Origin of the sequence: Marinobacter sp. GH_1, assembly GCF_048595985.1 — a bacterium.
GTDB lineage: Bacteria > Pseudomonadota > Gammaproteobacteria > Pseudomonadales > Oleiphilaceae > Marinobacter > Marinobacter shengliensis.
Window position 1 is genome coordinate 2,618,165 of record NZ_CP184460.1, and the last position, 25,987, is coordinate 2,644,151.

Sequence of the window (25,987 nt, forward strand, 5' to 3'; positions counted from 1 at the left end):
TCCTAACGTTTACGCAGTAGCGCGTCTACCTCCGCAAAATCACGGGCAACAGGCCGACCAGTGTCAGGAAGCTCCCCATCACGCACCAGCCAGACGGTTTTAAGCCCAGCTTCCTCAGCCGCCGAGAGCTCGGCTTCCACGTCCGACAGGAACAGAACGGTCGCCGGCTCTACACCCAGCTCGGCAAGAATATTGCGGTAAGACTGTGCTTCTTTTTTGCCGCCCACACCGGTATCGAAGTATCCGGAGAAAAACGGCGTAAAGTCGCCTTCGTTACTGAAACCAAAAATCAGTTTCTGTGCCTTCACGGAACCAGAGGAATATACGAACAGCCTTAGGCCCCGATCATGCCAGCGCTGAAGATAATCCGCCGCATCCGGATAGATATCGCCCTTCAGCTCTCCGCTGTGATATCCCTGCTCCCAGACCATGCCCTGCAGTGCTTTGAGCGGCCCTTCTTTGCGATCCTCGGATATCCAGGCCTGGAGGACATCAATCAGGCCCTCCACATCTTTACTGTCGACACCACTTTTTTCTGCGACCAGAGCCAGCTGTTCAGCCACAGCCGGCGTGGTGTGATGGTTCGTGCGGATAAATTCCGGCAAGTGTTTACTGGCGTAGGGAAACAGCACATCGTGCACGAATGAGATCGAGCTGGTCGTGCCCTCTATATCGGTCAGAACTACCCGAATCATCCTGCCACTCCCGCAAGCCCTTCGTAACGGGGCAGTCGACTGGCGATATCCTCGCCGGTAAAGCTCGCAACCCAGCCTTCCGGGTTGGTGAACAGGCGAATGCAGGTGAATTGCGGCTCTGGCCCCATATCAAACCAGTGGCGTGTGCCATCCGGTACACTGATCAAATCGTTCTGCTGGCACAGCAGGGCATACACCTGGTCGCCAAAGTGCAGATAGAACAGGCCCTGGCCCCGCACGAAAAACCGCACTTCATCCTCGCTGTGGGTATGCTCGTCCAGAAACTTCTGGCGGAAGGCTTCCTTTTGCGGGTTGTCCGGGTTCAGGCTGACCACATCGGCCGTCTGGAAACCGCATTCCTGCTTCAGGCGCGCAACCTCTTCACTGTAGGCTTCCAGAATCTGCTCCTGGCTGGCATCCGCCGGCAGATCACGGGTTGGCCACTGTTCGAAACGCACTCCGTGGCGGGCGAGCGCATCACCGATAGCCCCCGGGTCGGTCATCACGGTGTGGGCCTCGTCCGGCTGGCTCTGGTGAAATATGCTCAGGGTAGTCATGGGCGGACCCTCATGGTTTCAAGTTCACATTCAAAGAGAAATTCGAAGGCTTCGACATGGCGCAGGCAATCCGCCATGGTCTTACCCCAGGTATACAGGCCGTGGCCGCGAATCAGGTAACCGGGTTGTTCAGGATGGGCCAGAAACCAGGCCCGGGTGTCCTCGGCCAACGCCGGAATATCCTGAGTGTTGTCGAAAACCGGAATGCTCAGCGCACCCTCATGAGTCTCGACGCCGGAAAACGCCTTCTGCAATTCGTAGCCTTCCAGCTCCAGCGCCTGACCCGCAGCAATCAGCCGACTCAATACTGTGGCTTTTACGGAATGGGTGTGCAAGACGGCACCAACCTCCGGGAACACCTGGTAAAGCACGGTATGCAACAGGGTTTCTGCGGAGGATTTGCACTGGCTTTGGACCGGCCGGCCGTCAAGATCAACCACCATGACGTCTGCGGCGGTCAGCTGCCCCTTGTGGCGGCCAGACACCGTAATGGCCACATGATCACTGTCGATCCGCGCAGAATAATTGCTGCTGGTGGCAGGCGACCAGCCACGGCCGTAAAGGAACTGACCTGCATCCACGATGGACTGAGCCGCTGTGGCGTATCGGGTTACATCAAACACACGCAATCTCCCGGTTGAAACGTGCCCTGCCGGGCAAGCGATGGCCGCCATTATAGGACGGCCATCGCTCCCCGAAAACCGCTTTGGCTCAAGCCGTCAACGGCAGGCGGCGCTGGCGCTTTCCGGTCAGCGCAAACAGGGCATTGCCTAGGGCGGGAATCACCGGGGGCACGCCCGGCTCACCCACACCGGTCGGGTCTGCCTCACTGTCAACAATATCCACCACCACTTCGGGCGTCTGGTGCATCTGCATCAGGCGGTAGTCGTGGAAATTGCTCTGCCGGATCTCGCCGTTGTCGAAGCTGATCTCGCCGTAGAGCGCGGCGGTCAGGCCAAACAGGATGCCACCCTCGATCTGGTCTTCAACAATCCTGGGATTAACCACCTGGCCGCAATCCACGCTGCAGATCACCTTGTACACCCGTATTTCACCGTTCTCGATTCCGGCTTCAACCACTTGGGCCACATAGGTACCAAAGCTCTTGAACAAGGCGAGCCCCCGGGCGCGACCTTCCGGCGCTGGCTGGCCCCAATCCGCCAGCCGGGCTGCGCGCTCTAGCACCTCGCGATGGCGCGGCTCGGCATCCAGCATTTTCAGGCGGAACTGCAACGGATCTTCACCGGATTCGTGGGCCAGCTCATCCATGAAGGTTTCCACCGCAAACCCGTTGTGGGAATAACCCACCGAACGCCACCAGGTGATGGGCACACCGGGATCGGTGTGGGTATGACGAACGCTGACGTTCTGCACCTGGTAGGGGTATTCAATGGCCCCTTCAATGGCCGAAATATCTTTCGGTGTGGCAATGCCCTCAGCCATCAGCCCTACCCGCCCCAGGGTGTCGTAGAGGAACTTGGGCGCCCAGGGATACTGTGCGGGTGCGGCATTGCGCACGTACCAGTCCAGAACCTGCGGGCCAACGATCTGGTGGTGCCAGCCGGCCAGCTCACCGTCGTTCAGGCTGGCTTTCATCCTGTGCAACATGGCGGGGCGAAGGAAGCCGTGGCGGGTATCTTCTTCCCGGGACCAGATCAGCTTGACCGGAACTTTCAGCTGGTAAGCCACCGCTGCAGCTTCTTCGATATAATCCTGGGTGAGGCGACGGCCAAACCCGCCGCCAAGAAATGTGGTGTGGATGTTTATCTTGCCCGGTGACAGATCGGTATGACGAGCCGCGGCAATGCGCCCCAGGTCTGGCGCCTGGGTGGGTGCCCAGACATCCATTCCACCGTCGCGATACCAGGCCGTGGCGTTCATCGGCTCCATGGTGGCATGAGCCAGGTAGGGCTGCTCGTACTCGGCCTCTACCACCTGTTTTGCACGCTCGGCTGCCTTTTCTACATTTCCCTCACTGCGCTCTTTGACCCCGGGGTCTTTGCTGGCTGCCTGTCGGTAACTTTCAAAAACAGCTTCCGTATTGGTGTCCAACGCGTCGGAGAAATCCCACTCTACTCGCAATTTCTGCTGGGCCTTTCGTGCCTGCCAGTAGCGCTGGGCAACCAGGGCAACGCCGCGTTCCGTGATAAATGCATCGGTTACACCTGGCATACCGAGAACTTCATCGCGGTTGAAGCTGCTGGCCTTGCCGCCGTAACGGGGGCTTCGGGTCATCACCGCATAGACCATGCCCGGAAGCTCAACGTCCATCCCGTAGACGGCGGTACCCGTTGCCTTGGCACGGGCATCCAGCTTGCCGCCTTTGCGGCCGATGTATTTCCATTCGGCGCGGGGTTTGAGGGGCACCTTGCCCCGGATAACTTCCCGGTCCGCCAGCTTCACCAATTGGCCGTAACGTAACGAATCAAGTCCGTTAGGATGCACCACCCGGCCATCCTGGGTAGTGCACTGGTCCGCGTCTACTTCCCACACCCGGGCAGCCGCCATCACCAACATCTGCCGGGCCTGCGCGCCGGCAACCCTCAGCGGCTCCCAGCTTGTGGCCAGGCTGGTACTGCCGCCGGTCAGCTGCAAACCAAACAGGGGGTTTCGGTATTCCGGCGCCACCGGGGCAAACCTGACTTTAATCCTGCTCGGCTCCACATCCAGTTCTTCAGCCACCAGGGTGGTCAAACCGGTGTAGGTGCCCTGCCCCATCTCAACCCGGGCCAGGGTAAAGATGATTTCATCATCACGGGTCAATTCCAGCCAGATATCCGGCTTCCACTCTCCGGTCTCGGGCTGGTACCCGGTCTGGACAGAGGCGCACCCCGGGATAGATACCGCCAGTATCAAGCTGCCTGAAGCACCCGTGCTGACTTTCAGAAAATCACGACGATTCATGGTCATGTCAGGCGTCCTCCCCGGCGGGCTGGTAATGGCCAACCGAACCGGCAACCGCCTCGACGGCGGCGACAATACGGGAATAGGTACCGCACCGGCACAGGTTTCCGGTCATGGCGGTCACAATGTCCTGACGAGATGGCGACGGATTGTTCTTCAGAAGGTGCGCTGCGGTCATGATCTGGCCCGACTGACAGTATCCGCACTGGGGAACGCCCTGATCAATCCAGGCCTGTTGCAACGGGTGCAACCGGCCATCTTCGGACAAACCTTCGATAGTGGTCACGGAAGCGCCGTCTACCGACGCCACCGGTGTTGAACAGGAGCGCGCTGGCTGACCGTTAACATGAACCGTGCAAGCGCCGCACAAGCCGGCACCGCAACCAAACTTGGTGCCCTTGAGCCCAACTTCATCCCGAATCACCCACAACAGAGGCGTATCGGAATCAACATCAACTGTGTGCCTTTGGCCGTTAATCGTCAGGCTGAATGCCATGGGCCTTTCCTTTTATTATTTGCTGGAAGACGAATTCGTTCACTTGATCACTTCTTTGCCATCCTGGTCTACCCAGATCTTGCGATCACCGGTGTTCATTCTGCCATTGGAATCCCAGACTTCACGATCTTTGGTGGCACTCTCCACCTTGCCGTTGTCGTCCCAGATCACCCGGTCTTTGCAACCCGCCAGAGTGAACAGGCCGGCCATAACAATCACCACCAGAGAACCCTTTTTCATCATCAATAACCTCATCAGCTGTTTGAAATGCAGTACCGTGATTCGTTGATCACCGGCGGCCATGCAATTCCCGATTATTCTGTTTGTCCCGGTCGCTCTTGCGAACCATGACATAGACCGCGCCAGTTCCACCATGGTGTTTCTGGGCCGAGTGAAAGGCCAGTACGCTGTCCAGTTCCGGAAGCCACTTCGCCAGGTAGCTTTTCAACTGGGCAATGCCATCGGGGTTGCGCTCACCCTTACCGTGCAAAATGATGACTGAACGCAAGCCGTAGCGCACACAATCGTTGATAAACGCAAATACCTCCCGGCGGGCTTCCTCAACGGTCATCCGGTGCAGATCCAGCCTGGCCTCGATCGGGTACTGCCCCAGCCGGAGCTTGCGGAACACACCATGCTGAATACCGGGCCGCATCCAGCTAAGGACGTCATGGGCCGTCAGCGGCTCAACCATGTCAGAAGTCAGCGGGTTCAGGTCACGAACCGGCTTTTCAACGGCCGCTTTCTGCCGTTCCAGATGCCCGGGCGTCAGCTCCCTGGGGGTCGACACTTCGGCCCGATTGGGTTTCCGAATACGCCGGACATCCTTCATCTCTTCAAGAAACGCCAGGCGTTCATCTTTACTGGTCATGAGCTATCTGTTTCTGGATTGACGAATGTCAGAACTCTACCACCGTGCCGGGCTACCATAAAGAAAAGCCCTGAGACACGTTTCGACCAAAATCGTAGGGCATAACATGGCTCCGCTGAACTACACTGCAAGCGGACAACAATAACTACGGAACAGCGGCGAAGGCCGACCAACTCCGACCCACGACGGATTGCGATATGGCAGCAGCGAACCAGGACACATCCCGCCCCCAGAACACCCGAGCCATCATGACATTTCTGCGGGAACATGCACCTTTTTCCAGCATGGATGACACCCACCTGGCCCATTTTGCTGAACATGCCACCCTGAGATTCTACGCCGATGAAGACGTGGTGCTCTCGCCGGATGACGGCGTAGTAAAGCGCTTTTACATCGTTAAACAAGGCCGTATTCGGGGCGAACGCCACAACGAAAAAGAGGATCGGGCAGAAACCACCTTCGAAATCAGCCAGGGCGAATGCTTTCCGCTGGCTGCCCTGATTGGCGAGCGCCCTACCCGTACCCTGCACCGGGCCTCCGGAGACACCTTCTGCCTGAGCATTGAACAAAAAGCGTTCATCACCCTGTTCTCCGAAAGCGAACCCTTCCGGGACTTCTGCCTGCGCGGTGTCAGCAGCCTGCTGGATCAGGTCAACCAGCGCATCCAGTCCAAGGCGATGGCCTCGATCGGGTCCAGCAATAGCCTGGATACCCCGCTTGAACGTTACGCCCTGCGCAATCCCATCGTTTGCTCGCCTGACCTGCCGGTGCGCAAGGCGGTGGCCCGCATGCATGAGAATAATGTCGGCAGCATCATTATTACGGATGACAACCGCCACCCCAAGGGCATCTTCACGCTGCGCGATTTGCGCACCATGATTGCCGAGGAACGAGGCCCCCTCGACACCCCTATCCGGCAGGTCATGACAGCAGATCCCTGCTGTTTACCCTCAACAGCCGATGCCTTTGAAGCCGCCATGTTGATGGCCGAGCACCACTTTGCACATCTGTGCGTGGTCGATGAGGAAAATCATCTGATCGGGGTGGTCTCCGAGCGGGACCTGTTCTCCCTCCAGCGCGTGGACCTGGTGAACCTGGCCCGGACTATCGGTACGGCCACCCACCTGCGCACGCTGGTGAGCCTGCGCACCGACGTTTCCCGCCTGGTGGATTCCATGCTGGCCCACGGCGCGGACTCCGGTCAGGTGGTCAAGATCATCACCACGCTCAACGATGTGACCGTTCGGCGGGTACTGGAACTGAACCTGAAGAAAAACGATCCCGGTATCCCTTTCACCTGGCTGACCTTTGGCAGCGAAGGCCGGCAGGAGCAAACACTGCTGACCGACCAGGACAACGGCATCCTGTTCGAGACGCCCGAGGGCATGACCGAGGACCAGGTTAGGGAAAAACTGCTGCCGTTCGCACGCAAGGTGAATGATGAATTGGCCGAGTGTGGCTTTACCCTGTGTAAAGGCAACATCATGGCAAGCAACCCGAAACTGTGTCTGAGTGATCGGGAGTGGGATGACTGGTTCGTTCGGTTTATCGACGCCTCCACCCCCCAGAATCTGGTGTACTCATCCATCTTCCTCGATATGCGCTCAGTATTCGGGCCAACGGAGCCATTACACCGATTGCTGGAGAAAGTTCTGGACAGGATTCGCAAGAACGCCCTGTTCCAGAAGATGCTGGCGGGCAATGCGCTGCAACGCAAACCACCGCTCACCATGTTCAGGAACTTTCGCTATCTGAATGACGAGAAAAAGCATTCTCTGGACCTGAAACGACAAGGCCTGGCGCCGTTTGTCGAATCCGTCCGGGTATTCGCCCTGGCCCACGGGGTGGAAGCTGCCAATACGCTGGAGCGAATGGACGCCCTGTCCCGAAAGGGGGTTTTCGACGCCAAAGATGCAAACGCGTGGAAAGAGGCGTACAGCCTGATCCAGGCCATCCGTATGCGTGCCCACCAGGAGATGCTGGACAGGGGCGAGGAACTGACCAACTACATTGATCCGGACGACCTGAACCCGCTCGACCGACGCATCCTGCGGGAGTCTTTCCGCCAGGCTCAAAGGCTGCAGCAAAAGCTGGAAGTCACTTACCAACTCTAGGTACCGGAAACACCATGCTCGACTACATCAAGCAATGGCTGGCACAGCGAAGGGGCGGCGCCGTTGGCAATCACGATCCTGAGAACCTGCCCACGCCGAAAACGGTGAGCGACCAGCCGCTAACCCGGTGCCGCCTGATCGTACTGGACCTTGAGACCACCGGACTGAATGCCTCGAAAGATGAAGTCATCGCCATCGGCGCTGTGGCTATTGAGGGCGGGGTCATTCACCTGAATGATCAGTTTGATCTGATCCTGCGCCGACCGGAGCTCGATATCCGGGATACCGTGCTGATCCATGGTATCGGGCCGGAGGCCCTGACCCAGGGCCACGAAACCGAAGATGCCCTGCTCTACCTGCTGGAGTGGATGAACGGCGACCCAATCCTTGCCTACCACTCCGCATTCGACCAGAAATTCCTGGAAAAAACCCTGAAAGCCCAGCTTGGCTACACCATCCCCCACGTCTGGATGGACGTTGCCGAGCTACTACCGGCGATATTCCCAAAAGCAGAAACCAAGGGGCGCAGCCTCGACCACTGGGCCGACTTCTTCAAACTCGAAGTTAGTGAACGGCATCACGCCGCTGCCGATGCCCTGGTGACCGCAGAACTGACACTCATGGCCCTGAACCGGGCGCAAAAAAATGGCGTCAAGAACCTGAAAGAACTGGCTGAAAAGCTGCATTATCAGCGCCGTTTACAGAATATGCACCGCTACTGACAACCTGCTTCAGCGCCTGATGTCCTTGACCAATTACAAGGCAAGTTACTGAGAGTTAGACCATTTGCCAATATCCATAATTCCATTGACCAGTAAAGTCGGAGAAGACAACAAGTCGGAGAAGTACTACATGAATAATAAATTCTCTATCCGCAACACCCCACAAGTAATCCACCCAACCTCCACAACAACAATACAGGAGTGATGTGTATGTCAGGTCATAGCTACGACGCTGAGAACTACTGGAAGGCGAACTTGCGCCTGATATTCGGGAGCCTGATTATCTGGGCCCTGGTGTCTTATGGCTTCGCCATTCTGTTACGTCCCATGCTGGCGGGCATTCCGGTCGGTGGCACCGATCTCGGTTTCTGGTTCGCCCAGCAAGGCTCCATTCTTACCTTCATTGCCCTGATCTTCTTCTACGCCTGGCGTATGAACAAGATCGACGAGCAATTCGGCGTACATGAGGAGTAAGACACCATGAGCCAATTTGCAATCAACCTGCTTTTCGTCGGGGGTTCCTTCCTCCTGTATATCCTGATCGCTGTGTGGGCGAAAGCCGGCAGCACCAGCGATTTCTACGTTGCCGGCGGCGGCGTTCACCCGGTCACCAACGGTATGGCGATCGGTGCCGACTGGATGTCTGCCGCGTCCTTCATTTCCATGGCGGGCCTGATCGCCGCCGGTGGTTATGCTAACTCCACGTTCCTGATGGGCTGGACCGGCGGTTACGTTCTGCTGGCCATGCTGCTGGCTCCTTACCTGCGTAAGTTCGGCAAGTTCACGGTTCCCGAATTCATCGGTGATCGCTATTACAGTCCAAACGCACGTCTGGTGGCGGTAATCTGCTTGATCGTCGCGTCTGTGACCTACGTAATTGGCCAGATGGCCGGTGCTGGTGTTGCCTTCTCCCGATTCCTGGAAGTAGAGGCTACCAACGGCCTGATGATCGCTGCGGTTGTGGTCTTTATCTACGCCGTGCTCGGCGGCATGAAAGGCATCACCTACACCCAGGTGGCCCAGTACTGCGTTCTGATCATCGCCTACACCATTCCGGCGGTGTTCATTTCCCTGCAGCTGACCGGCAACCCGATCCCGATGTTCGGTATGTTCTCAACCCATACTGAATCCGGCCTGCCATTGCTTGAAAAACTGAACATGGTGGTCACCGACCTTGGCTTCCGGGAATACACGGCGGACATCGACAATAAACTGAACATGGTTCTGTTTACCCTGTCCCTGATGATCGGTACGGCTGGCCTGCCCCACGTTATCATCCGTTTCTTCACCGTTCCCAAGGTAGCTGACGCTCGTTGGTCCGGCGGCTGGGCCCTGGTCTTCATCGCCCTGCTTTACCTGACTGCTCCGGCTGTTGCTTCCATGGCTCGTCTGAACCTGATGACCACCATCTACCCGGAAGGCACTGCAGCCCAGCCCATCGAATATGATGCGCGTCCTGCCTGGATTGCCACCTGGGAAGAAACTGGCCTGATCAAGTTCGAGGATAAGAACAACGATGGCCGCATCCAGGTGTATAACGACGGCAACGCCGATTTCGCAGCCACCGCAGCAGAGCGCGGCTGGGAAGGCAACGAGCTGTCTGTTAATAACGACATCCTGGTACTGGCCAACCCGGAAATCGCCAACCTGCCCGGCTGGGTTATTGGTCTGATTGCTGCCGGTGGTCTGGCTGCGGCTCTGTCAACGGCGGCAGGTCTGTTGCTGGCTATTTCTTCGGCGGTGAGTCACGACCTGATCAAAGGCCGAATCAACCCCAACATCACCGATAAGGGCGAACTGTTGGCGGCACGGATCTCCATGGCCGTTGCCATCGTCGTCGCCACCTGGCTAGGCGCCAACCCGCCCGGGTTCGCGGCACAGGTGGTCGCTCTGGCCTTTGGTATCGCTGCGGCCTCCCTGTTCCCCGCGCTGATGATGGGTATTTTCTCCAAGCGTGTGAACAACATAGGCGCAACCCTGGGCATGTTGTCCGGTCTGATCTTCACACTGGTCTACATCTTCATCTACAAGGGCTGGTTCTTCATTCCGGGCACCAACAACCTGCCGGATACCGCCGAGTTCTGGGTGCTGGGTATCTCCCCGCTGTCCATCGGTGCGGTTGGTGCTCTGGTCAACTTTGCGGTAGCCTTCGGGGTATCCAAAGTGACTGCCGAGCCGCCTGTTGAAATCCAGGAGCTGGTTGAAAGCGTCCGTTACCCACGCGGTGCCGGCAGCGCTCAAGACCACTAAGCTGAAAGACAGCCTGATTCATTGAAACTAATGACGGGTTGAGACCGAACGGGCTTCCTCACTGAGGGAGCCCGTTCTTTTTTGAGTTAAGGAATCCAATCCTATGTTCTGGACTTTTGTTGCCACTATTGTTTGCGGTCTCGGGGCTGCAGGCATCGCCATGGGCATCCGCGCCGCCACCGCAAAGCGTGCACCCCGATGGATCATTCCAGTGTTTGCAGGTGCCGGCATGCTCGGCTACCTTGTTTATGGCGAATATTCTTGGTATGACCACAAGCGATCATTACTCCCTGAAGAAGCGGTTGTCGTGGCGACTGAGCAGGAGAAGATTTTCTTCCGTCCCTGGACCTTCGTATTTCCCTATGTCACCGCCTTCTCCACCGTCGACACGAGTGATTTCCGCCGGGACACCAGCGACAACGATATTGTTCGCTTCACCCTCTACCGATTTGAGCAAACCGTGACAGACGCCGTATCACACCGGGCTCACCTGATCCATTGCCAGAGCCGGGAGCTGGTTCCCCTTGGTTCAGATGGCGTGCCACGGGTGGACAATATGAAGTTGCTGACCGCAAACGATCCTCTATACAGAACCGTGTGCGGTAACTGACATCGGATAACCGGATAACAACAAAGCATGATTAGCGCCTGGCTGCTGATAGTTATATCCATTAGCTACATTTCCCTGTTGTTCGTCATTGCCTGGGCGGGTGACCGACACCCGGGATTGTATCGACGCAGGCTGGCGCGAACCCACATCTACGCTCTATCACTGGCCGTCTACTTTACCTCCTGGACATTCTACGGTGCCGTTGGGCGAGCCACCCAGGAAGGCTTTGCCTTTCTTCCCATCTACCTGGGGCCGCTACTGGTATTCCTGTTCTTTGCACCGCTCTTGCGGCGCATTATTTACATCAGTAAACGCAACAACAGCACCTCCATTGCCGACTTTATTGCCTCCCGTTACGGCAAGTCCCAGGTGCTGGCGGCCATGGTGGCCATCTTTGCCCTGATTGGCAGCGTTCCTTATATCGCCCTGCAACTCAAAGCCATTGCGCTGGGCTTTAACGTACTGACCGAGGGGGGAATCGGCTACCAGGAACTGAGCACGGCTGCCTGGAATGACTCCGCCTGGTACATCACCCTGGCCCTGGCCGTCTTTACCGTGTTATTCGGCACCCGACACCTTGAATCAACCGAGCATCATCGAGGCATGATCCAGGCGGTCGCCTTTGAATCACTGATCAAACTGGTGGCCTTCATCGCCGTTGGCCTGTTTGTTGGTTACGGCCTTTATAATGGTTTTGGCGACCTGTTCAGCCGGGTGAAACAGGCCGACCTGGTGGGCACCCTGACCACCAGTTCCCTCGAGACACCTGCGTTCCTCACTCAAACCCTGGTCGCCATGCTGGCGATTGTCTGCCTTCCCCGCCAGTTTCACGTCATGGTTGTGGAAAATGCTGATCACCGTGACTTTGAGACAGCGCGGTGGGCCATGCCGATTTACCTGGTCATTGCCAGCGCCTTTGTTCTGCCCATTGCAGCTGCCGGACTACTGAACTCCGATCTCGCCGGCGGTGATCCCGACATTATCATCCTGCAACTGCCCATCGTAGCGGGTGAGCAGTGGCTGGCCGTGCTAGCCTTCCTCGGCGGCGGCTCAGCCGCAGCGGCTATGGTTATTGTCTGTTCTGTGGCCATTGCCACCATGGTCAGCAACGAAATCATCATGCCCGGGCTGTTGCGTTTTTTCCGGCCCGGCATGAACCGCAGGACAGACCTGAGCTTCCTTCTGCTCACCATTCGCCGGGTGGCCATCTTTGTCGTGCTGTTTACCGCTTACGGTTTTTACCGGATGGCGGGCGCCGATTACAGCCTCACCGCTTTCGGCCTGCTGTCCTTTGCCGCCGCCGCCCAGTTTGGGCCAGCCCTGGTGGGCGGCATCATCTGGCGGCGCGGGAATTTTACCGGGGCCGCCTGGGGCCTCGGTCTTGGCTTCCTGATGTGGTGCTACACCCTGCTGTTGCCAGCCCTGGTGTCCACCGGCTGGATTGCCGACACGCTGATCGAACAGGGGCTGTTTGGCCTGAACTGGACCCGCCCGACAGCCCTGTTCGGCTCTGAGCTGGACCAGATCAGCCATGGCATTATCTGGAGCCTCGGCATTAACACCGGCACCTACATCCTGCTGTCACTGGTAACCCGGCAGCGCATCCGCGAACGAATCCAGATTGCCGCCTTCTTCCATGAAGCCCAGCCAAAACCGGAAAGCGCACAACATCAGAGCTGGCAGGGCGAAGTTCTGACCTCCGATCTCCAGGCCCTGACCGATCGATTCATGGGTGAGGAACGCTCCGAGAGCGTCTTCCGCAATTACGAGCGCCGCAACGCCATCAGGCTGTACCCGCACCGGCCCGCCTCTACCCACCTGATGAAATACATCGAGCGCCAACTGGCCTCGGTTATTGGTGCGTCTACCGCCCGTGTCGTCCTGGAGTCCACCCTGACCGGGCGGGATATGCAGATCGAGGATGTGGTCAGCATTGTAGATGAAGCGTCGCAGGCCATGACCTTCAGCCGCGAGCTGCTGCAATCCGCAATCGAGAACATCAGCCTGGGTGTATCGGTGGTCAATCATCAACAGCAGTTGGTGGTTTGGAACCACCGCTACCTGGAGCTGTTCAATTACCCGAAAGGATTCGTCCGGGTTGGCCGGCCGGTTGAAGACCTGATGCGTTACAACCTGACTAACGCCAACCTGTCAGCGAGACGCATAGATGACATCATCGATAACCGCTGCAACAGCATGCGCGAAGGCAAACCCATGTCTTACGAACGTCAGCGCCCGGATGGCACCGTTGTCCGGGTGGATGGTAGTCCCATCCCCGGGGGTGGCTATGTCACCACGTTCCAGGACATTACAGCCATGCGTCGCACCGAGCAGGCCCTGAAGGAGACCAACATCTACCTGGAGCAACGGGTACGGGAACGTACTCAGGAACTGCAGGTGATCAACGAGCAGATGCTGAAAGCAAAATCAGTCGCGGAACAGGCCAACCAGAGCAAGACCCGGTTTCTTGCCTCGGCCAGCCACGACCTGCTTCAACCATTGAATGCGGCACGGCTATTCACCTCCGCCCTGTCAGGCAAGGTTATTGAAGGTGATACCCGTGAACTGGTTGAGCACATCGACAGCTCACTTGGCGCGGCTGAAGAGATCATCAGCACCTTGCTCGATATCTCCAAGCTGGACGCCGGGGCACTGGAGCCGGATATCGGCGTGTTCCCGGTCAACGAACTGCTCCGCCACCTGGCAACGGAATTCTCTGCTATCGCCAAAGATCAGGAGCTGGACCTGCATGTTGTTCCCAGCAGCGCCTGGGTACGATCAGACGTCAAGTTGCTACGCCGGGTAGTCCAGAACTTCCTGTCCAACGCCATTCGCTACACGGCCAGTGGCAAGATACTGATGGGCTGCCGTCGACTCAAAGGCTACCTGCGCATTGAGGTCTGGGACACCGGCCCAGGAATGTCCGAAGACCAGCTCACCCATATTTTCGAGGAGTTCCGGCGCTTCCAGCATGGCCGTGACAAGAAGGGGCTGGGTCTTGGCCTGGCCATTGTGGACCGCATCAGCGGCATGCTGAACCACCCGGTCACCGTACACTCAGTTCAGGGCAAAGGGAGCGTTTTCGGTATCACCGTACCACTTGCACCGCCAGACCTGAGCCGCGCCGAATACAACAAGCCCGGCGCCAGCACAAGGCGGGTATCCAGTCTGGGAGGCTTGCATGTTCTGTGTATCGATAACGATCCGGCCATACTTCAGGGTATGGTCGCGTTACTGGGTAACTGGCAGTGTGATGTGACTGCGGCCGAAAGCCTTGAAGATGCCCTGGAAAAACTGGCAGACCGCTTACCGGATATTATACTTGCCGATTATCAGCTTGATGATAACCGCAATGGGCTGGATGCTATGGACAGCATCAGAGACAAACTTGGCCATGGCATACCGGGCATTCTGATTACCGGTTATATGGCGCCAGAGGTACGCGAAGACGCTGGAAACCGCGGCTATCAGGTTCTCTACAAGCCGGTTAAACCGGCGGCACTGAGAGCGCTCGTCAACAAACTACTTAAACAGAAGCGCGCATGAACCAGACCGACAGGAAAGACGCGATCAACCCCTTTGGAAAACTCAACTTCCTGGTGGTTGATGATTTCGAGAACTTCCGTCTATCGATGCGCCAGATGCTCAGAAGCTGTGGCGCAGACAAGATCGAGCTGGTGGCTCACGCCACCCCGGCAATCCAGTACTGCACCTACAACCACGTAGATGTTGTCCTGTGTGATTACAACCTGGGGGAAGGCAAGAACGGCCAGCATATTCTTGAGGAGCTCCGGCACAAAAAGCTTCTGAGCCGCTCCTCCCTGTTCTTGATGGTGACCGCCGAAACGTCCAAAGAGATGGTCATGGGCGCCCGTGAATACCAACCGGATGCTTACCTGACCAAGCCGTTGAACCGCGCCATGCTGGAGAAGCGCCTTGGCGCTCTGGTTCAGCAACGTAGTGCCTTGCTACCGATTACCCGTGAAATGGATCGGGAGAACTACCCTGAGGCCATTTCACAGTGCCTACAGCTACTGCCCAAACAACCAAGGTACAAAACCTGGCTAATGAAAACCCTGGGCGAACTCTATTTCATCGTCGGCGATCTGTCACACGCCCTGAAAGTGTATGACGAGGTACTTGCGCAGCGGGAGCTTTCCTGGGCCCGACTGGGCCGTTGCAAGGTATTGTTGGGTAACAGAAACTTTGACGACTCTGTGGAAGGTTTGAAAGCACTGATCGCCAAACACCCCGATTACATGGAAGCCTACGACCTGTTGGCCGAAGGGCTGGAAAAGCAGGGCAAAGCAGTACAAGCCCAGCAGATCCTGGAAAAAGCCGCAGAACACTCACCAAACGCCCTGCTACGCCAGAAGCACCTGGCGCTACTGGCCAGTACCAACCAGGACATAGACACCGCCTCACAGGCCTGGCGGCAGACGGTGACACTGGGAACCTATTCGATTCACGATAACTCTGATCACTACCTGTCGCTGGCTCAAAGCCTCTCCGACCTTAGCGAAGGACACCCGGAAGCCGAAGGTGCGGAACATGCGGCAGAAGCCTTGAATGTGCTATCGAAGATGGAAAAGCGTTTCGCCGACGACGACAGCATTGGCCTGAAAAGTCGTATTGTGCAATGCCGTGTTCACGCCGGACAGGGCAACCAGAAATCTGCAGAAAAACTGCTGGGCGACTTACGGGCAGAATTGGAAACACTGGAAGACATCCCAGCAGATCTGGGCCTCGACTATGCCAAGACCCTGTTCAGGTTGGGGCATGATGAAGACGCCAAGTCGTTGCTATCGGATCTGGCGGCTCGTTACGGAGACAACCCGGAAACTCTGCAGAAAATTGAAAACCTTCTCGATGAACCCGTTGGCTTCCGCCAGAAAATAGAAGCCCGGGGATACAACCGGGATGGAATCAAAGCATTCGAATCCGGCGATCTGGACGGCGCGGTCGAGGCTTTCAACCGAGCCTTGGCGATCGTTCCGGATCATGCCGCTCTGAATCTCAACCTGATTCAGGTGTTACTGCGAAAGTATGATCAGGCTCCTGACGATCATAGCCTGCTCACTACCTGCCAGGAATGCCTCAGGCGGCTCGAAGGACTGCCTGAACAACACAGACAGCACCGCCGTTACAGCGCACTGGCCAGAAAACTGAAAGGACTGACTGCATGACTGACCACAACATCGACTTTTCAATGGTACTGGCTTCAGCCGTGCATGACATGAAAAACTCCCTGGGCATGCTGCTGAACACCCTTGATGAACTCCGTACCGAACATGAAGAGTCACTGTCCGGCTCCAGCAAGTTCAATATGCTGCAGTACGAGGCCGAGCGCATGCACAATGACCTTGTTCAGCTGCTGGGCATCTATCGGCTGGGTGAGAACAATCTGTCAGCCCACATTGATGAACACTTTGTACCGGATTTTCTCTCCGAGCATATGGCACGACACGTCCCCCTGCTTGATGGCCTGGGCATCGATTACGCCATCGAAGCCGATGACATCAATGGTTTCTTTGATGACGATCTGCTTACCGGGGTGCTCAACAACACCATCAATAACGCCATCCGTTATACCAAAACCAGAATCCGCCTGACCGCCCGGGAACAGGATGGCTATCTGGTGCTTGGTGTGGAAGATGACGGCACAGGCTATCCGGAGAGCATGCAACATACCGGAACGCTCAGCTTCAAATCCCTCGACTTCAACAGCGGCAGCACAAGCCTTGGTCTTTTCTTCGCGTCTTCCGTGGCCAAGCTGCATACAGACGGCGACCGCACCGGTTCAATAACGCTGCACAACGGTGGGAAATATGGTGGAGGGGTGTTTGAAATCTGGCTGCCCTGATCGTGCCTTCCTGGAAAAATCAAATGAGCGTCGCAAAACTGACTCTCTGGCGCCCTCTCCCCTGTATATTTTTTGAACTCCGCTTATAGTGCGACAAGCAATCCTGCATTACCAATGCAGCTACAGAATCGTGATGGCGGAGCAAGGACAGGGAGCACACTTACAATGGCACGGGCGCACGCACTGATTATCGAAGATTCGTCGACTGCCAGGATCATCCTGGCCCGGCTCCTCGAACGATCAGACATCAGTAGCAAAGGAGTCTCAACGGCAGAGGAAGCATTCTCGCTACTCCAGCACGAGTCCTATGACGTTATCTTTCTGGATCACCTTCTACCGGGCATGAACGGATTTCAGGCTCTGGAACAACTCAAAAGCCAGCCTCACACACGCGACATACCTGTTTTCATGTACACCTCACAGAACGCCGAGCGCTACATTGACGAAGCAAAGACCCTTGGCGCTGCTGGCGTTATTCGCAAGCAGATTGATCGAGAGCACCTGCAGAAAACTCTGGATACCTTACTGGTAAACAGCCCGGAACCCGAGTACAGCGAAGCTTTCAGAATCGCGGTGGAAGAAACTGGCAGAACAGCACAGGAGAATACCGAGCAGGCTACCCGTAAACTCACCGGTCGGATGTCGACCCTGGAAGTAGCCTATGAAGAGCTTGAGGAAGAGTTAAGGGAGCTCAGGCAAGCCAGCGAAAACGCCCAGCGCCAACACGCCGATCGTATCAACCGTCAAAGCCGAAGCATCCGATGGCTGATGTCTACGGCAGTGTTACTGGTCGTAGCGCTGGTATGGGTTAGCAGCTGGCAGGCCAACATCCTGGACAATCACATTGAGCACACCAATGAACAGTTTGAATTGATGCACAGCATTGTAGGTGGGGTGATCGAATTGATCAGCCGATAACGGGCCCAAAATAGCGAGTAGGGTGAGGCGTTACCGCCTCATCCCTCTCACAGAACCGTACATACGGGCCACGTATACGGCTCATGCCATTAACTTACCCCGAACTCGGGGACAGTGATGCCGGTTTTGACCTTCGCAAGATCCATCAACTTCAGGTCATTGTGCAGGTAGGTGTTGGGCAGGGCCAGACTGGCCAGTGGGGACGCCGCGTTGCGCCAGCTTTGCATCTTGATATGCCGGAACGGGGGTTGGTAACCTAGCTGTTTCAGCCTCCGATGCAGCCGACTCGGCTTTTTCCACTGCTTGAGCTGGAGGCAGCGCAGGCGCCGCCTTAGCCAACTCATCACCTGCTTTAACACCCGCGCGCAGTTCGCCACCCGGAAGTAGCTGACAAAGCCCCGCAACACCGGATTCAGCTCACGTATAATGGCCGCGAGTCCGATGCCCCGGTTTCGCTTCGTCAGTGATTTCAGCTTCTGCTTAAGCCTGACCACCTTCTTTCCCTGTATGCGGGTGTACTTGCTATGTATCACCACGCCCAGGAACTTAACCCCTTCATCACTATGGGCGATGTGGGTTTTGGTGGTATTGACCGTCAGCTTCAACTCATTTTCCAGATAGCGCCGGGCAACCCGTAACGCATTCTCCGCGCCCGCTCGTGAGCCGCACAGGATCAGGATGTCGTCCGCGTAGCGAACGATCCGGTGCCCCCGCGCTTTCATGAACTGGTCGAAGGCGTCCAGGTAGGCGTTTGCGATCAGCGGACTGATCACGCCACCCTGAGGGCTTCCCAGTTCCGTCTCTTCGAGGTGGTATCCCACCATCACGCCACTTTCCAGGAACTGGCGCAGCAGTGACAGGACACTGCCGTCCGTGATCCGTTGGCGGAATTGGCGGATGATCAGGTCATGGTTGAGTGTGTCGAAGCATTTCGACAGGTCCATATCCACGACCCACTCACGCCGGTATCGGCGGATGAACAACTCCGCCTTGCCAATGGCATGGTGACCACTGCGTCCCGGACGATACCCGTAGCTCGACGGGTGAAAGCCCGGGTCGAAGATCGGCTCTAGGATGCTGCGCAACGCCTGCTGCACAACCCGGTCCCGAACCGTTGGAATGCCCAGTAAACGCTCACCACCATCGTCCTTGGCAATGGCGACGCGCCTGACCGGCTGCGCCCGATAGCGCTTTTCCTTCAGCTCGAGCAACAGGCACGACAGCTCCACCTCCAGATTCGCCTCAAACGCACCCAGGCTCTGCCCATCGATTCCGGCCGCGCCCTTGTTGCGTTTGATGTGTCTGAAGGCTTCATACAGGCGCTGTTTTGACAGCAATTGCCCGTACAGACTGTAGTATTTCCTCATGCCTGCTCATCTCTGTGGTGACGGCTTCGAGGATCGGTCTGGCTGCCGGTCTGTTTCAGGCGATCCGTCCGGGTACTAGCGCTCTGGCAATCTGCCGCCACGGTATCGCTCTACTCCCTTGTCCGGAGAACACCAGAGCCACTGCGTTCCCGCAGCACCCCAGTGCACGTCCCTGCCCCGTCGGGCAGCTTGTGAACACAGCGTCCACCTCTCACTCGTCGTCCGTCATTCTCGTTAATGACTTCCGCCCTTCGCATCCGATCAGAGCTTTTGACCCTGACCGGTCCGCTGAACCTCCGCCAGCGGTCATTCCGGTTTTGTCCTCCACGCTGTTACCAGGCTTCTCAGGCCGGAACTTCCTCACTACTACGGCTTCATCTGCCACCTCGCACCGACTGCGGCCTCGGCTTTCACCTTGCGCCACAGCCTCCGGCGTCGCCGGATTCGGTGTCAGGCTTCCCCGGTTACTGCACCGGCTCCCTGTTAACGATGCCACCCTCAAACACAGCCCAGGTCTGACTGAGTATCGGGCTTCGCGTTATTTCGCACGCTGACCCACCTGAACTGCCGAAGCAGGTTCACTTGCGTTGTGTACCGTTAACTTCCTATGGCTTCCTTCAGACCCCACCGTTGGCCAGTGGCGCCCTTGCCAGTCGGATTGTCTTCCCCTCAGTCGGGGTGACGCCATCTTCTTTCAGATGGCCGGGTTTGCCGGCTTCGCCGGGCAAACAAAAAAGCCCCAACATCAAGGATGCTGGGGCTTTGGTATTAAGAGCCTGACGATGACCTACTCTCACATGGGCGAACCACACTACCATCGGCGCTGGTCTGTTTCACTTCTGAGTTCGGGATGGGATCAGGTGGTTCCAGACCGCTATGGTCGTCAGGCAAAACGGATGATCACTGGGAAGGACGAGATGGAACGTGATGTTGATTTCTATGGAGCGTGGCGTTTGCCCTGCTCTGCGTTATCCGCAATTGTCTTGGGTGTTATATAGTCAAGCCGCACGAGCAATTAGTACTGGTTAGCTCAACGCCTCACAGCGCTTACACACCCAGCCTATCAACGTCCTGGTCTTGAACGGCTCTTCAGGAGGCTCAAGGCCTCAGGGAGATCTCATCTTGGAAGGGGCTTCCCGCTTAGATGCTTTCAGCGGTTATCCTGTCCGAACATAGCTACCGGGCAATGCGTCTGGCGACACAACCCGAACACCAGCGGTTCGTCCACTCCGGTCCTCTCGTACTAGGAGCAGCTTTCCTCAAATCTCCAACGTCCACGGCAGATAGGGACCGAACTGTCTCACGACGTTCTAAACCCAGCTCGCGTACCACTTTAAATGGCGAACAGCCATACCCTTGGGACCGGCTTCAGCCCCAGGATGTGATGAGCCGACATCGAGGTGCCAAACACCGCCGTCGATGTGAACTCTTGGGCGGTATCAGCCTGTTATCCCCGGAGTACCTTTTATCCGTTGAGCGATGGCCCTTCCATACAGAACCACCGGATCACTATGACCTACTTTCGTACCTGCTCGACGTGTCTGTCTCGCAGTCAAGCGGGCTTGTGCCATTACACTAACCGTACGATGTCCGACCGTACTTAGCCCACCTTTGTGCTCCTCCGTTACGCTTTGGGAGGAGACCGCCCCAGTCAAACTACCCACCACACAGTGTCCTCAACCCCGATAAGGGGTCAGAGTTAGAACCTCAAACATGCCAGGCTGGTATTTCAAGGTTGGCTCCACCGGAACTGGCGTCCCGGGTTCAAAGCCTCCCAGCTATCCTACACAAGCATGCTCAAAGTTCACTGTGAAGCTATAGTAAAGGTTCACGGGGTCTTTCCGTCTAGCCGCGGATACACCGCATCTTCACGGCGATTTCAATTTCACTGAGTCTCGGGTAGAGACAGCGCCCCCATCGTTACGCCATTCGTGCAGGTCGGAACTTACCCGACAAGGAATTTCGCTACCTTAGGACCGTTATAGTTACGGCCGCCGTTTACCGGGGCTTCGATCAAGAGCTTCGCACGAGTGCTAACCCCATCAATTAACCTTCCGGCACCGGGCAGGCGTCACACCCTATACGTCCACTTACGTGTTTGCAGAGTGCTGTGTTTTTAATAAACAGTCGCAGGGGCCTGGTATCTTCGACCGGCTTCCGCTCCACCCGCAGGGGCTTCACGTACACACCGGCGTGCCTTCTCCCGAAGTTACGGCACCATTTTGCCTAGTTCCTTTACCCGAGTTCTCTCAAGCGCCTTGGTATTCTCTACCTGACCACCTGTGTCGGTTTGGGGTACGGTCTCGAATAGCCTGAAGCTTAGAAGATTTTCCTGGAAGCAGGGCATCAATGACTTCGCGCCCTTGGGCACTCGTCGTCGCGTCTCAGGATTGTGGACCCGGATTTGCCTAAGTCCACTCCCTACTCGCTTAAACCGGGACAACCGTCGCCCGGCTCACCTAGCCTTCTCCGTCTCTCCATCGCAGCTATCCAAGGTACGGGAATATTAACCCGTTTCCCATCGACTACACCTTTCGGTCTCGCCTTAGGGGCCGACTCACCCTGCGCCGATTAGCGTTGCGCAGGAACCCTTGGTCTTCCGGCGTGCGGGTTTTTCACCCGCATTGTCGTTACTCATGTCAGCATTCGCACTTCTGATACCTCCAGCATGCTTCTCAACACACCTTCGCAGGCTTACAGAACGCTCCCCTACCCCGCATACAAAGTATGCAGCCGCAGCTTCGGTGACCAGTTTGAGCCCCGTTACATCTTCCGCGCAGGCCGACTCGACTAGTGAGCTATTACGCTTTCTTTAAAGGATGGCTGCTTCTAAGCCAACCTCCTAGCTGTCTGAGCCTTCCCACATCGTTTCCCACTTAACTGGTACTTTGGGACCTTAGCTGGCGGTCTGGGTTGTTTCCCTCTTCACGACGGACGTTAGCACCCGCCGTGTGTCTCCCGGATAGTACTCACAGGTATTCGGAGTTTGCATCGGGTTGGTAAGTCGAGATGACCCCCTAGCCGAAACAGTGCTCTACCCCCTGTGGTATTCGTCCGAGGCGCTACCTAAATAGCTTTCGGGGAGAACCAGCTATCTCCGGGCTTGATTAGCCTTTCACTCCGATCCACAAGTCATCCCCTGGCTTTTCAACGACAGTGGGTTCGGTCCTCCAGTGCCTGTTACGGCACCTTCAACCTGCTCATGGATAGATCGCCCGGTTTCGGGTCTATGCCCAGCGACTAATTCGCCCTATTCAGACTCGGTTTCCCTACGGCTCCCCTAAACGGTTAACCTCGCCACTGAACATAAGTCGCTGACCCATTATACAAAAGGTACGCCGTCACAGAACAAGTCTGCTCCGACTGCTTGTACGCATACGGTTTCAGGGTCTATTTCACTCCCCTCACAGGGGTTCTTTTCGCCTTTCCCTCACGGTACTGGTTCACTATCGGTCAGTCAGGAGTATTTAGCCTTGGAGGATGGTCCCCCCATGTTCAGTCAACGTTTCTCGTGCGCCGACCTACTCGATTTCACTGGACTCAGGTTTCGGATACGGGGCTATCACCCACTATGGCGGCACTTTCCAGAGCCTTCTCCTACCAGTTGTCCAGCTTAAGGGCTGGTCCCCGTTCGCTCGCCGCTACTTAGGGAATCTCGGTTGATTTCTTTTCCTCGGGGTACTTAGATGTTTCAGTTCCCCCGGTTCGCCTCTTACACCTATGGATTCAGTGTAAGATACCTGGCCGAAACCAGGTGGGTTTCCCCATTCAGAGATGTCCGGATCACAGCTCGTTTGCCAGCTCCCCGAACCTTATCGCAGGCTTCCACGTCTTTCATCGCCTCTGACTGCCAAGGCATCCACCGTATGCGCTTAGTTGCTTGACTATATAACCCCAAGACAACTGTGTTCCATCCATCGACCGCCTGGTAAACCAGGAAGACGATAACTGGAGACAGTTCCTTGAAGCGATATAACAACCACTTCAACGACAACACCGGATAACGCTTGAAATCGCTATCACTTTGAACAGTTTCTCTCGGAGATAATGAGAGAAATCTATTCGTGTTCTATCTCGTCCAATTTGTTAAAGAGCAAATCTGACCCAGTGATCAGAAAGAAGGACTTCGCTTAACAACCGATGTCATTAAATCGAAATACTTGTTTCTGCACACTGCTAACCGGAGTTAGTCAGTAAAGTTTGGTGGAGCTAGGCAGGATCGAACTGCCGACCTCCTGCGTGCAAGGCAGGCGCTCTCCCAGCTGAGCTATAGCCCCTCATCGAAACCACTCACCAAGCCGGCCAGATGCCGTACTCGGAAAATCGTTCAGATCTAGGCGCTTTCAGGTGTAGCGTGCGAGTAGCACGTGAGCCTGGAAGCAACGACGAGCTGAGCGATTTTGGTGGGTCTGGGTGGACTTGAACCACCGACCTCACCCTTATCAGGGGTGCGCTCTAACCACCTGAGCTACAGACCCGGTTTTGCTTGTCATACAACAAGCCAAGTCGGGTCTGAAAGACCCTTTTGCTCTCTTTATTAGCCAACCAAGTAATTCGTGTGGACTCTGACCGAAGCATTCGGCTTCGTTTAAGGAGGTGATCCAGCCGCAGGTTCCCCTACGGCTACCTTGTTACGACTTCACCCCAGTCATGAACCACACCGTGGTAATCGTCCTCCCGAAGGTTAGACTAACTACTTCTGGTGCAATCCACTCCCATGGTGTGACGGGCGGTGTGTACAAGGCCCGGGAACGTATTCACCGCGACATTCTGATTCGCGATTACTAGCGATTCCGACTTCACGGAGTCGAGTTGCAGACTCCGATCCGGACTACGACGCGTTTTAAGGGATTGGCGCACTCTCGCGAGTTGGCAGCCCTCTGTACGCGCCATTGTAGCACGTGTGTAGCCCTGGCCGTAAGGGCCATGATGACCTGACGTCATCCCCACCTTCCTCCGGTTTGTCACCGGCAGTCTCCCTGGAGTTCTCAGCATTACCTGCTAGCAACCAGGGATAGGGGTTGCGCTCGTTACGGGACTTAACCCAACATCTCACGACACGAGCTGACGACGGCCATGCAGCACCTGTCTCAGAGTTCCCGAAGGCACCAATCCATCTCTGGAAAGTTCTCTGGATGTCAAGGCCAGGTAAGGTTCTTCGCGTTGCGTCGAATTAAACCACATGCTCCACCGCTTGTGCGGGCCCCCGTCAATTCATTTGAGTTTTAACCTTGCGGCCGTACTCCCCAGGCGGTCAACTTAGTGCGTTAGCTGCGCCACTAAGACTTCAAGAGTCCCAACGGCTAGTTGACATCGTTTACGGCGTGGACTACCAGGGTATCTAATCCTGTTTGCTCCCCACGCTTTCGCACCTCAGTGTCAGTGTTGGTCCAGGTAGCCGCCTTCGCCACTGGTGTTCCTTCCTATATCTACGCATTTCACCGCTACACAGGAAATTCCACTACCCTCTACCACACTCTAGTCAGACAGTTCGAAATGCCGTTCCCAGGTTAAGCCCGGGGCTTTCACATCTCGCTTACCTAACCACCTACGCGCGCTTTACGCCCAGTAATTCCGATTAACGCTTGCACCCTCCGTATTACCGCGGCTGCTGGCACGGAGTTAGCCGGTGCTTCTTCTGCGAGTAACGTCAATCCCTGAAGGTATTAACTTCAGAGCCTTCCTCCTCGCTGAAAGTGCTTTACAACCCGAAAGCCTTCTTCACACACGCGGCATGGCTGGATCAGGGTTGCCCCCATTGTCCAATATTCCCCACTGCTGCCTCCCGTAGGAGTTCGGGCCGTGTCTCAGTCCCGATGTGGCTGATCATCCTCTCAGACCAGCTACGGATCGTCGCCTTGGTAGGCCTTTACCCCACCAACTAGCTAATCCGACTTAGGCTCATCCAGTAGCGCAAGGTCCGAAGATCCCCTGCTTTCTCCCGTAGGACGTATGCGGTATTAATCCGGGTTTCCCCGGGCTATCCCCCACTACTGGGCAGATTCCTAAGCATTACTCACCCGTCCGCCGCTCGTCAGCGGGGTGCAAGCACCCCCTGTTACCGCTCGACTTGCATGTGTTAAGCCTGCCGCCAGCGTTCAATCTGAGCCATGATCAAACTCTTCAGTTTAAATCATACAAGAACTCGAAAGTTCTTAATTCTTGCTCAAGACAAAACTCAATTTCGACGAGTCACTGTCCTGATATTTCGTATCCGAAATACCTCGGCCAGCGCCCACACGAATTACTTGGTTAACTTTTTAAAGAGCGTTTGAGCTGTTGCTCAATCAAGGCCGCGTATTCTACATCGTTCCGCTGCCCTGTCAACCGTTTATTTTTCGCTGTTTCCGCTTCCGAAAACCGCCGAAAAACTGCCCGGCTTACTGCCTGTTTCGAGGTGCGCATTCTACACTGAACCGCCTTCCTGTCAACCGCTTTCTGAAGAATCTTTCGAACTTTTTCTTCAGTGCTTTCAAGCAGTTATCGCCGAGGCCTTACCCCTTCTCCGTGGCCAGCCCCTCAAGCGAGATGCGCATTCTACAGACCTCAGCCGAGGAGTCAACGGTGGATTTGAACTTTTTTCGGAAGGCCACTTTCCAGCCCTCAGAGAGCCCTCATCC

General features: G+C 56.3%; 17 protein-coding genes, 2 tRNA genes and 3 rRNA genes. 9 read left to right on the forward strand and 13 right to left on the reverse strand.

Translation table 11 applies throughout. The annotated features are described in order from the left end of the window. Positions 1 to 2 precede the first annotated feature (2 nt). From mtnC to smrA, 7 genes are all read right to left on the reverse strand, one after another. Positions 3 to 695, reverse strand: a complete 693-nt coding sequence (gene mtnC / locus ACNSOI_RS11965) for an acireductone synthase (protein WP_106693675.1) — start codon at positions 693 to 695, stop codon at positions 3 to 5. Continuing rightward, positions 692 to 1,252, reverse strand: coding sequence for a 1,2-dihydroxy-3-keto-5-methylthiopentene dioxygenase (locus ACNSOI_RS11970; protein WP_374787563.1), 561 nt, complete (start codon positions 1,250 to 1,252; stop codon positions 692 to 694). The genes mtnC and ACNSOI_RS11970 overlap by 4 nt, the downstream gene beginning before the upstream one ends. Next, positions 1,249 to 1,875 carry a methylthioribulose 1-phosphate dehydratase gene (locus ACNSOI_RS11975; RefSeq protein ID WP_374787562.1) on the reverse strand — a complete coding sequence of 209 codons (627 nt, stop codon included), beginning with the start codon at positions 1,873 to 1,875 and terminating at the stop codon, positions 1,249 to 1,251. The genes ACNSOI_RS11970 and ACNSOI_RS11975 overlap by 4 nt, the downstream gene beginning before the upstream one ends. Positions 1,876 to 1,963: 88 nt before the next feature. After that, entirely contained in the window at positions 1,964 to 4,162 is a 2,199-nt protein-coding gene (locus tag ACNSOI_RS11980; RefSeq protein WP_286250443.1) for a xanthine dehydrogenase family protein molybdopterin-binding subunit, read from the reverse strand. 1 nt (position 4,163) lies between these two features. Beyond that, positions 4,164 to 4,652, reverse strand: coding sequence for a (2Fe-2S)-binding protein (locus tag ACNSOI_RS11985; RefSeq protein WP_420194112.1), 489 nt, complete (start codon positions 4,650 to 4,652; stop codon positions 4,164 to 4,166). Positions 4,653 to 4,691: 39 nt separating this feature from the next. Further along, positions 4,692 to 4,955, reverse strand: a complete 264-nt coding sequence (locus ACNSOI_RS11990; RefSeq protein WP_286250446.1) for a hypothetical protein — start codon at positions 4,953 to 4,955, stop codon at positions 4,692 to 4,694. After that, positions 4,942 to 5,523 carry a DNA endonuclease SmrA gene (gene smrA, locus ACNSOI_RS11995; protein ID WP_061332649.1) on the reverse strand — a complete coding sequence of 194 codons (582 nt, stop codon included), beginning with the start codon at positions 5,521 to 5,523 and terminating at the stop codon, positions 4,942 to 4,944. The genes ACNSOI_RS11990 and smrA overlap by 14 nt, the downstream gene beginning before the upstream one ends. A 197-nt stretch (positions 5,524 to 5,720) precedes the next feature. On the opposite strand from smrA, the gene ACNSOI_RS12000 reads away from it, so the two are divergent. From ACNSOI_RS12000 to ACNSOI_RS12040, 9 genes are all read left to right on the forward strand, one after another. After that, positions 5,721 to 7,637, forward strand: coding sequence for a putative nucleotidyltransferase substrate binding domain-containing protein (locus ACNSOI_RS12000; protein ID WP_106693667.1), 1,917 nt, complete (start codon positions 5,721 to 5,723; stop codon positions 7,635 to 7,637). Positions 7,638 to 7,651: 14 nt separating this feature from the next. After that, positions 7,652 to 8,359, forward strand: a complete 708-nt coding sequence (locus ACNSOI_RS12005) for a PolC-type DNA polymerase III (protein WP_420194113.1) — start codon at positions 7,652 to 7,654, stop codon at positions 8,357 to 8,359. A gap of 210 nt (positions 8,360 to 8,569) precedes the next feature. Then, positions 8,570 to 8,833: a DUF4212 domain-containing protein gene (locus ACNSOI_RS12010; protein ID WP_058090360.1), complete on the forward strand. Its 264-nt coding sequence runs from the start codon at positions 8,570 to 8,572 to the stop codon at positions 8,831 to 8,833. A gap of 6 nt (positions 8,834 to 8,839) precedes the next feature. Further along, complete coding sequence (locus tag ACNSOI_RS12015; RefSeq protein WP_106693663.1) at positions 8,840 to 10,609, forward strand: sodium:solute symporter family protein; 1,770 nt, start codon at positions 8,840 to 8,842, stop codon at positions 10,607 to 10,609. 103 nt (positions 10,610 to 10,712) lie between these two features. Beyond that, positions 10,713 to 11,219, forward strand: a complete 507-nt coding sequence (locus tag ACNSOI_RS12020) for a hypothetical protein (protein ID WP_286250458.1) — start codon at positions 10,713 to 10,715, stop codon at positions 11,217 to 11,219. 27 nt (positions 11,220 to 11,246) lie between these two features. After that, complete coding sequence (locus ACNSOI_RS12025; RefSeq protein WP_420194114.1) at positions 11,247 to 14,765, forward strand: NahK/ErcS family hybrid sensor histidine kinase/response regulator; 3,519 nt, start codon at positions 11,247 to 11,249, stop codon at positions 14,763 to 14,765. Further along, positions 14,762 to 16,405 carry a response regulator gene (locus tag ACNSOI_RS12030; protein ID WP_420194115.1) on the forward strand — a complete coding sequence of 548 codons (1,644 nt, stop codon included), beginning with the start codon at positions 14,762 to 14,764 and terminating at the stop codon, positions 16,403 to 16,405. Before ACNSOI_RS12025 ends, ACNSOI_RS12030 begins: the two co-directional genes overlap by 4 nt. Next, complete coding sequence (locus tag ACNSOI_RS12035) at positions 16,402 to 17,082, forward strand: sensor histidine kinase (RefSeq protein WP_286250463.1); 681 nt, start codon at positions 16,402 to 16,404, stop codon at positions 17,080 to 17,082. The genes ACNSOI_RS12030 and ACNSOI_RS12035 overlap by 4 nt, the downstream gene beginning before the upstream one ends. A 165-nt stretch (positions 17,083 to 17,247) precedes the next feature. Next, on the forward strand, positions 17,248 to 18,000 hold the full coding sequence (locus ACNSOI_RS12040) for a response regulator (protein WP_420194116.1): 753 nt from the start codon (positions 17,248 to 17,250) through the stop codon (positions 17,998 to 18,000). Between the two features lie 89 nt (positions 18,001 to 18,089). Here ACNSOI_RS12040 and ltrA read toward each other — a convergent pair whose 3' ends face one another. The 6 genes from ltrA to ACNSOI_RS12070 all read right to left on the reverse strand — a co-directional run bounded on the left by ltrA (position 18,090) and on the right by ACNSOI_RS12070 (position 25,497). Continuing rightward, positions 18,090 to 19,367 carry a group II intron reverse transcriptase/maturase gene (gene ltrA, locus ACNSOI_RS12045; RefSeq protein ID WP_420194047.1) on the reverse strand — a complete coding sequence of 426 codons (1,278 nt, stop codon included), beginning with the start codon at positions 19,365 to 19,367 and terminating at the stop codon, positions 18,090 to 18,092. 774 nt (positions 19,368 to 20,141) lie between these two features. Further along, positions 20,142 to 20,255, reverse strand: a 5S ribosomal RNA gene (rrf, locus tag ACNSOI_RS12050). 106 nt (positions 20,256 to 20,361) lie between these two features. After that, positions 20,362 to 23,253: ribosomal RNA gene (locus ACNSOI_RS12055) — 23S ribosomal RNA — on the reverse strand. Between the two features lie 315 nt (positions 23,254 to 23,568). Beyond that, a tRNA-Ala gene (locus ACNSOI_RS12060) sits at positions 23,569 to 23,644 on the reverse strand. A gap of 124 nt (positions 23,645 to 23,768) precedes the next feature. Then, a tRNA-Ile gene (locus ACNSOI_RS12065) sits at positions 23,769 to 23,845 on the reverse strand. Between the two features lie 111 nt (positions 23,846 to 23,956). Beyond that, positions 23,957 to 25,497, reverse strand: a 16S ribosomal RNA gene (locus ACNSOI_RS12070). The 16S, 23S and 5S rRNA genes sit together here with 2 tRNA genes alongside, the layout of an rRNA operon. Positions 25,498 to 25,987 lie beyond the last annotated feature (490 nt).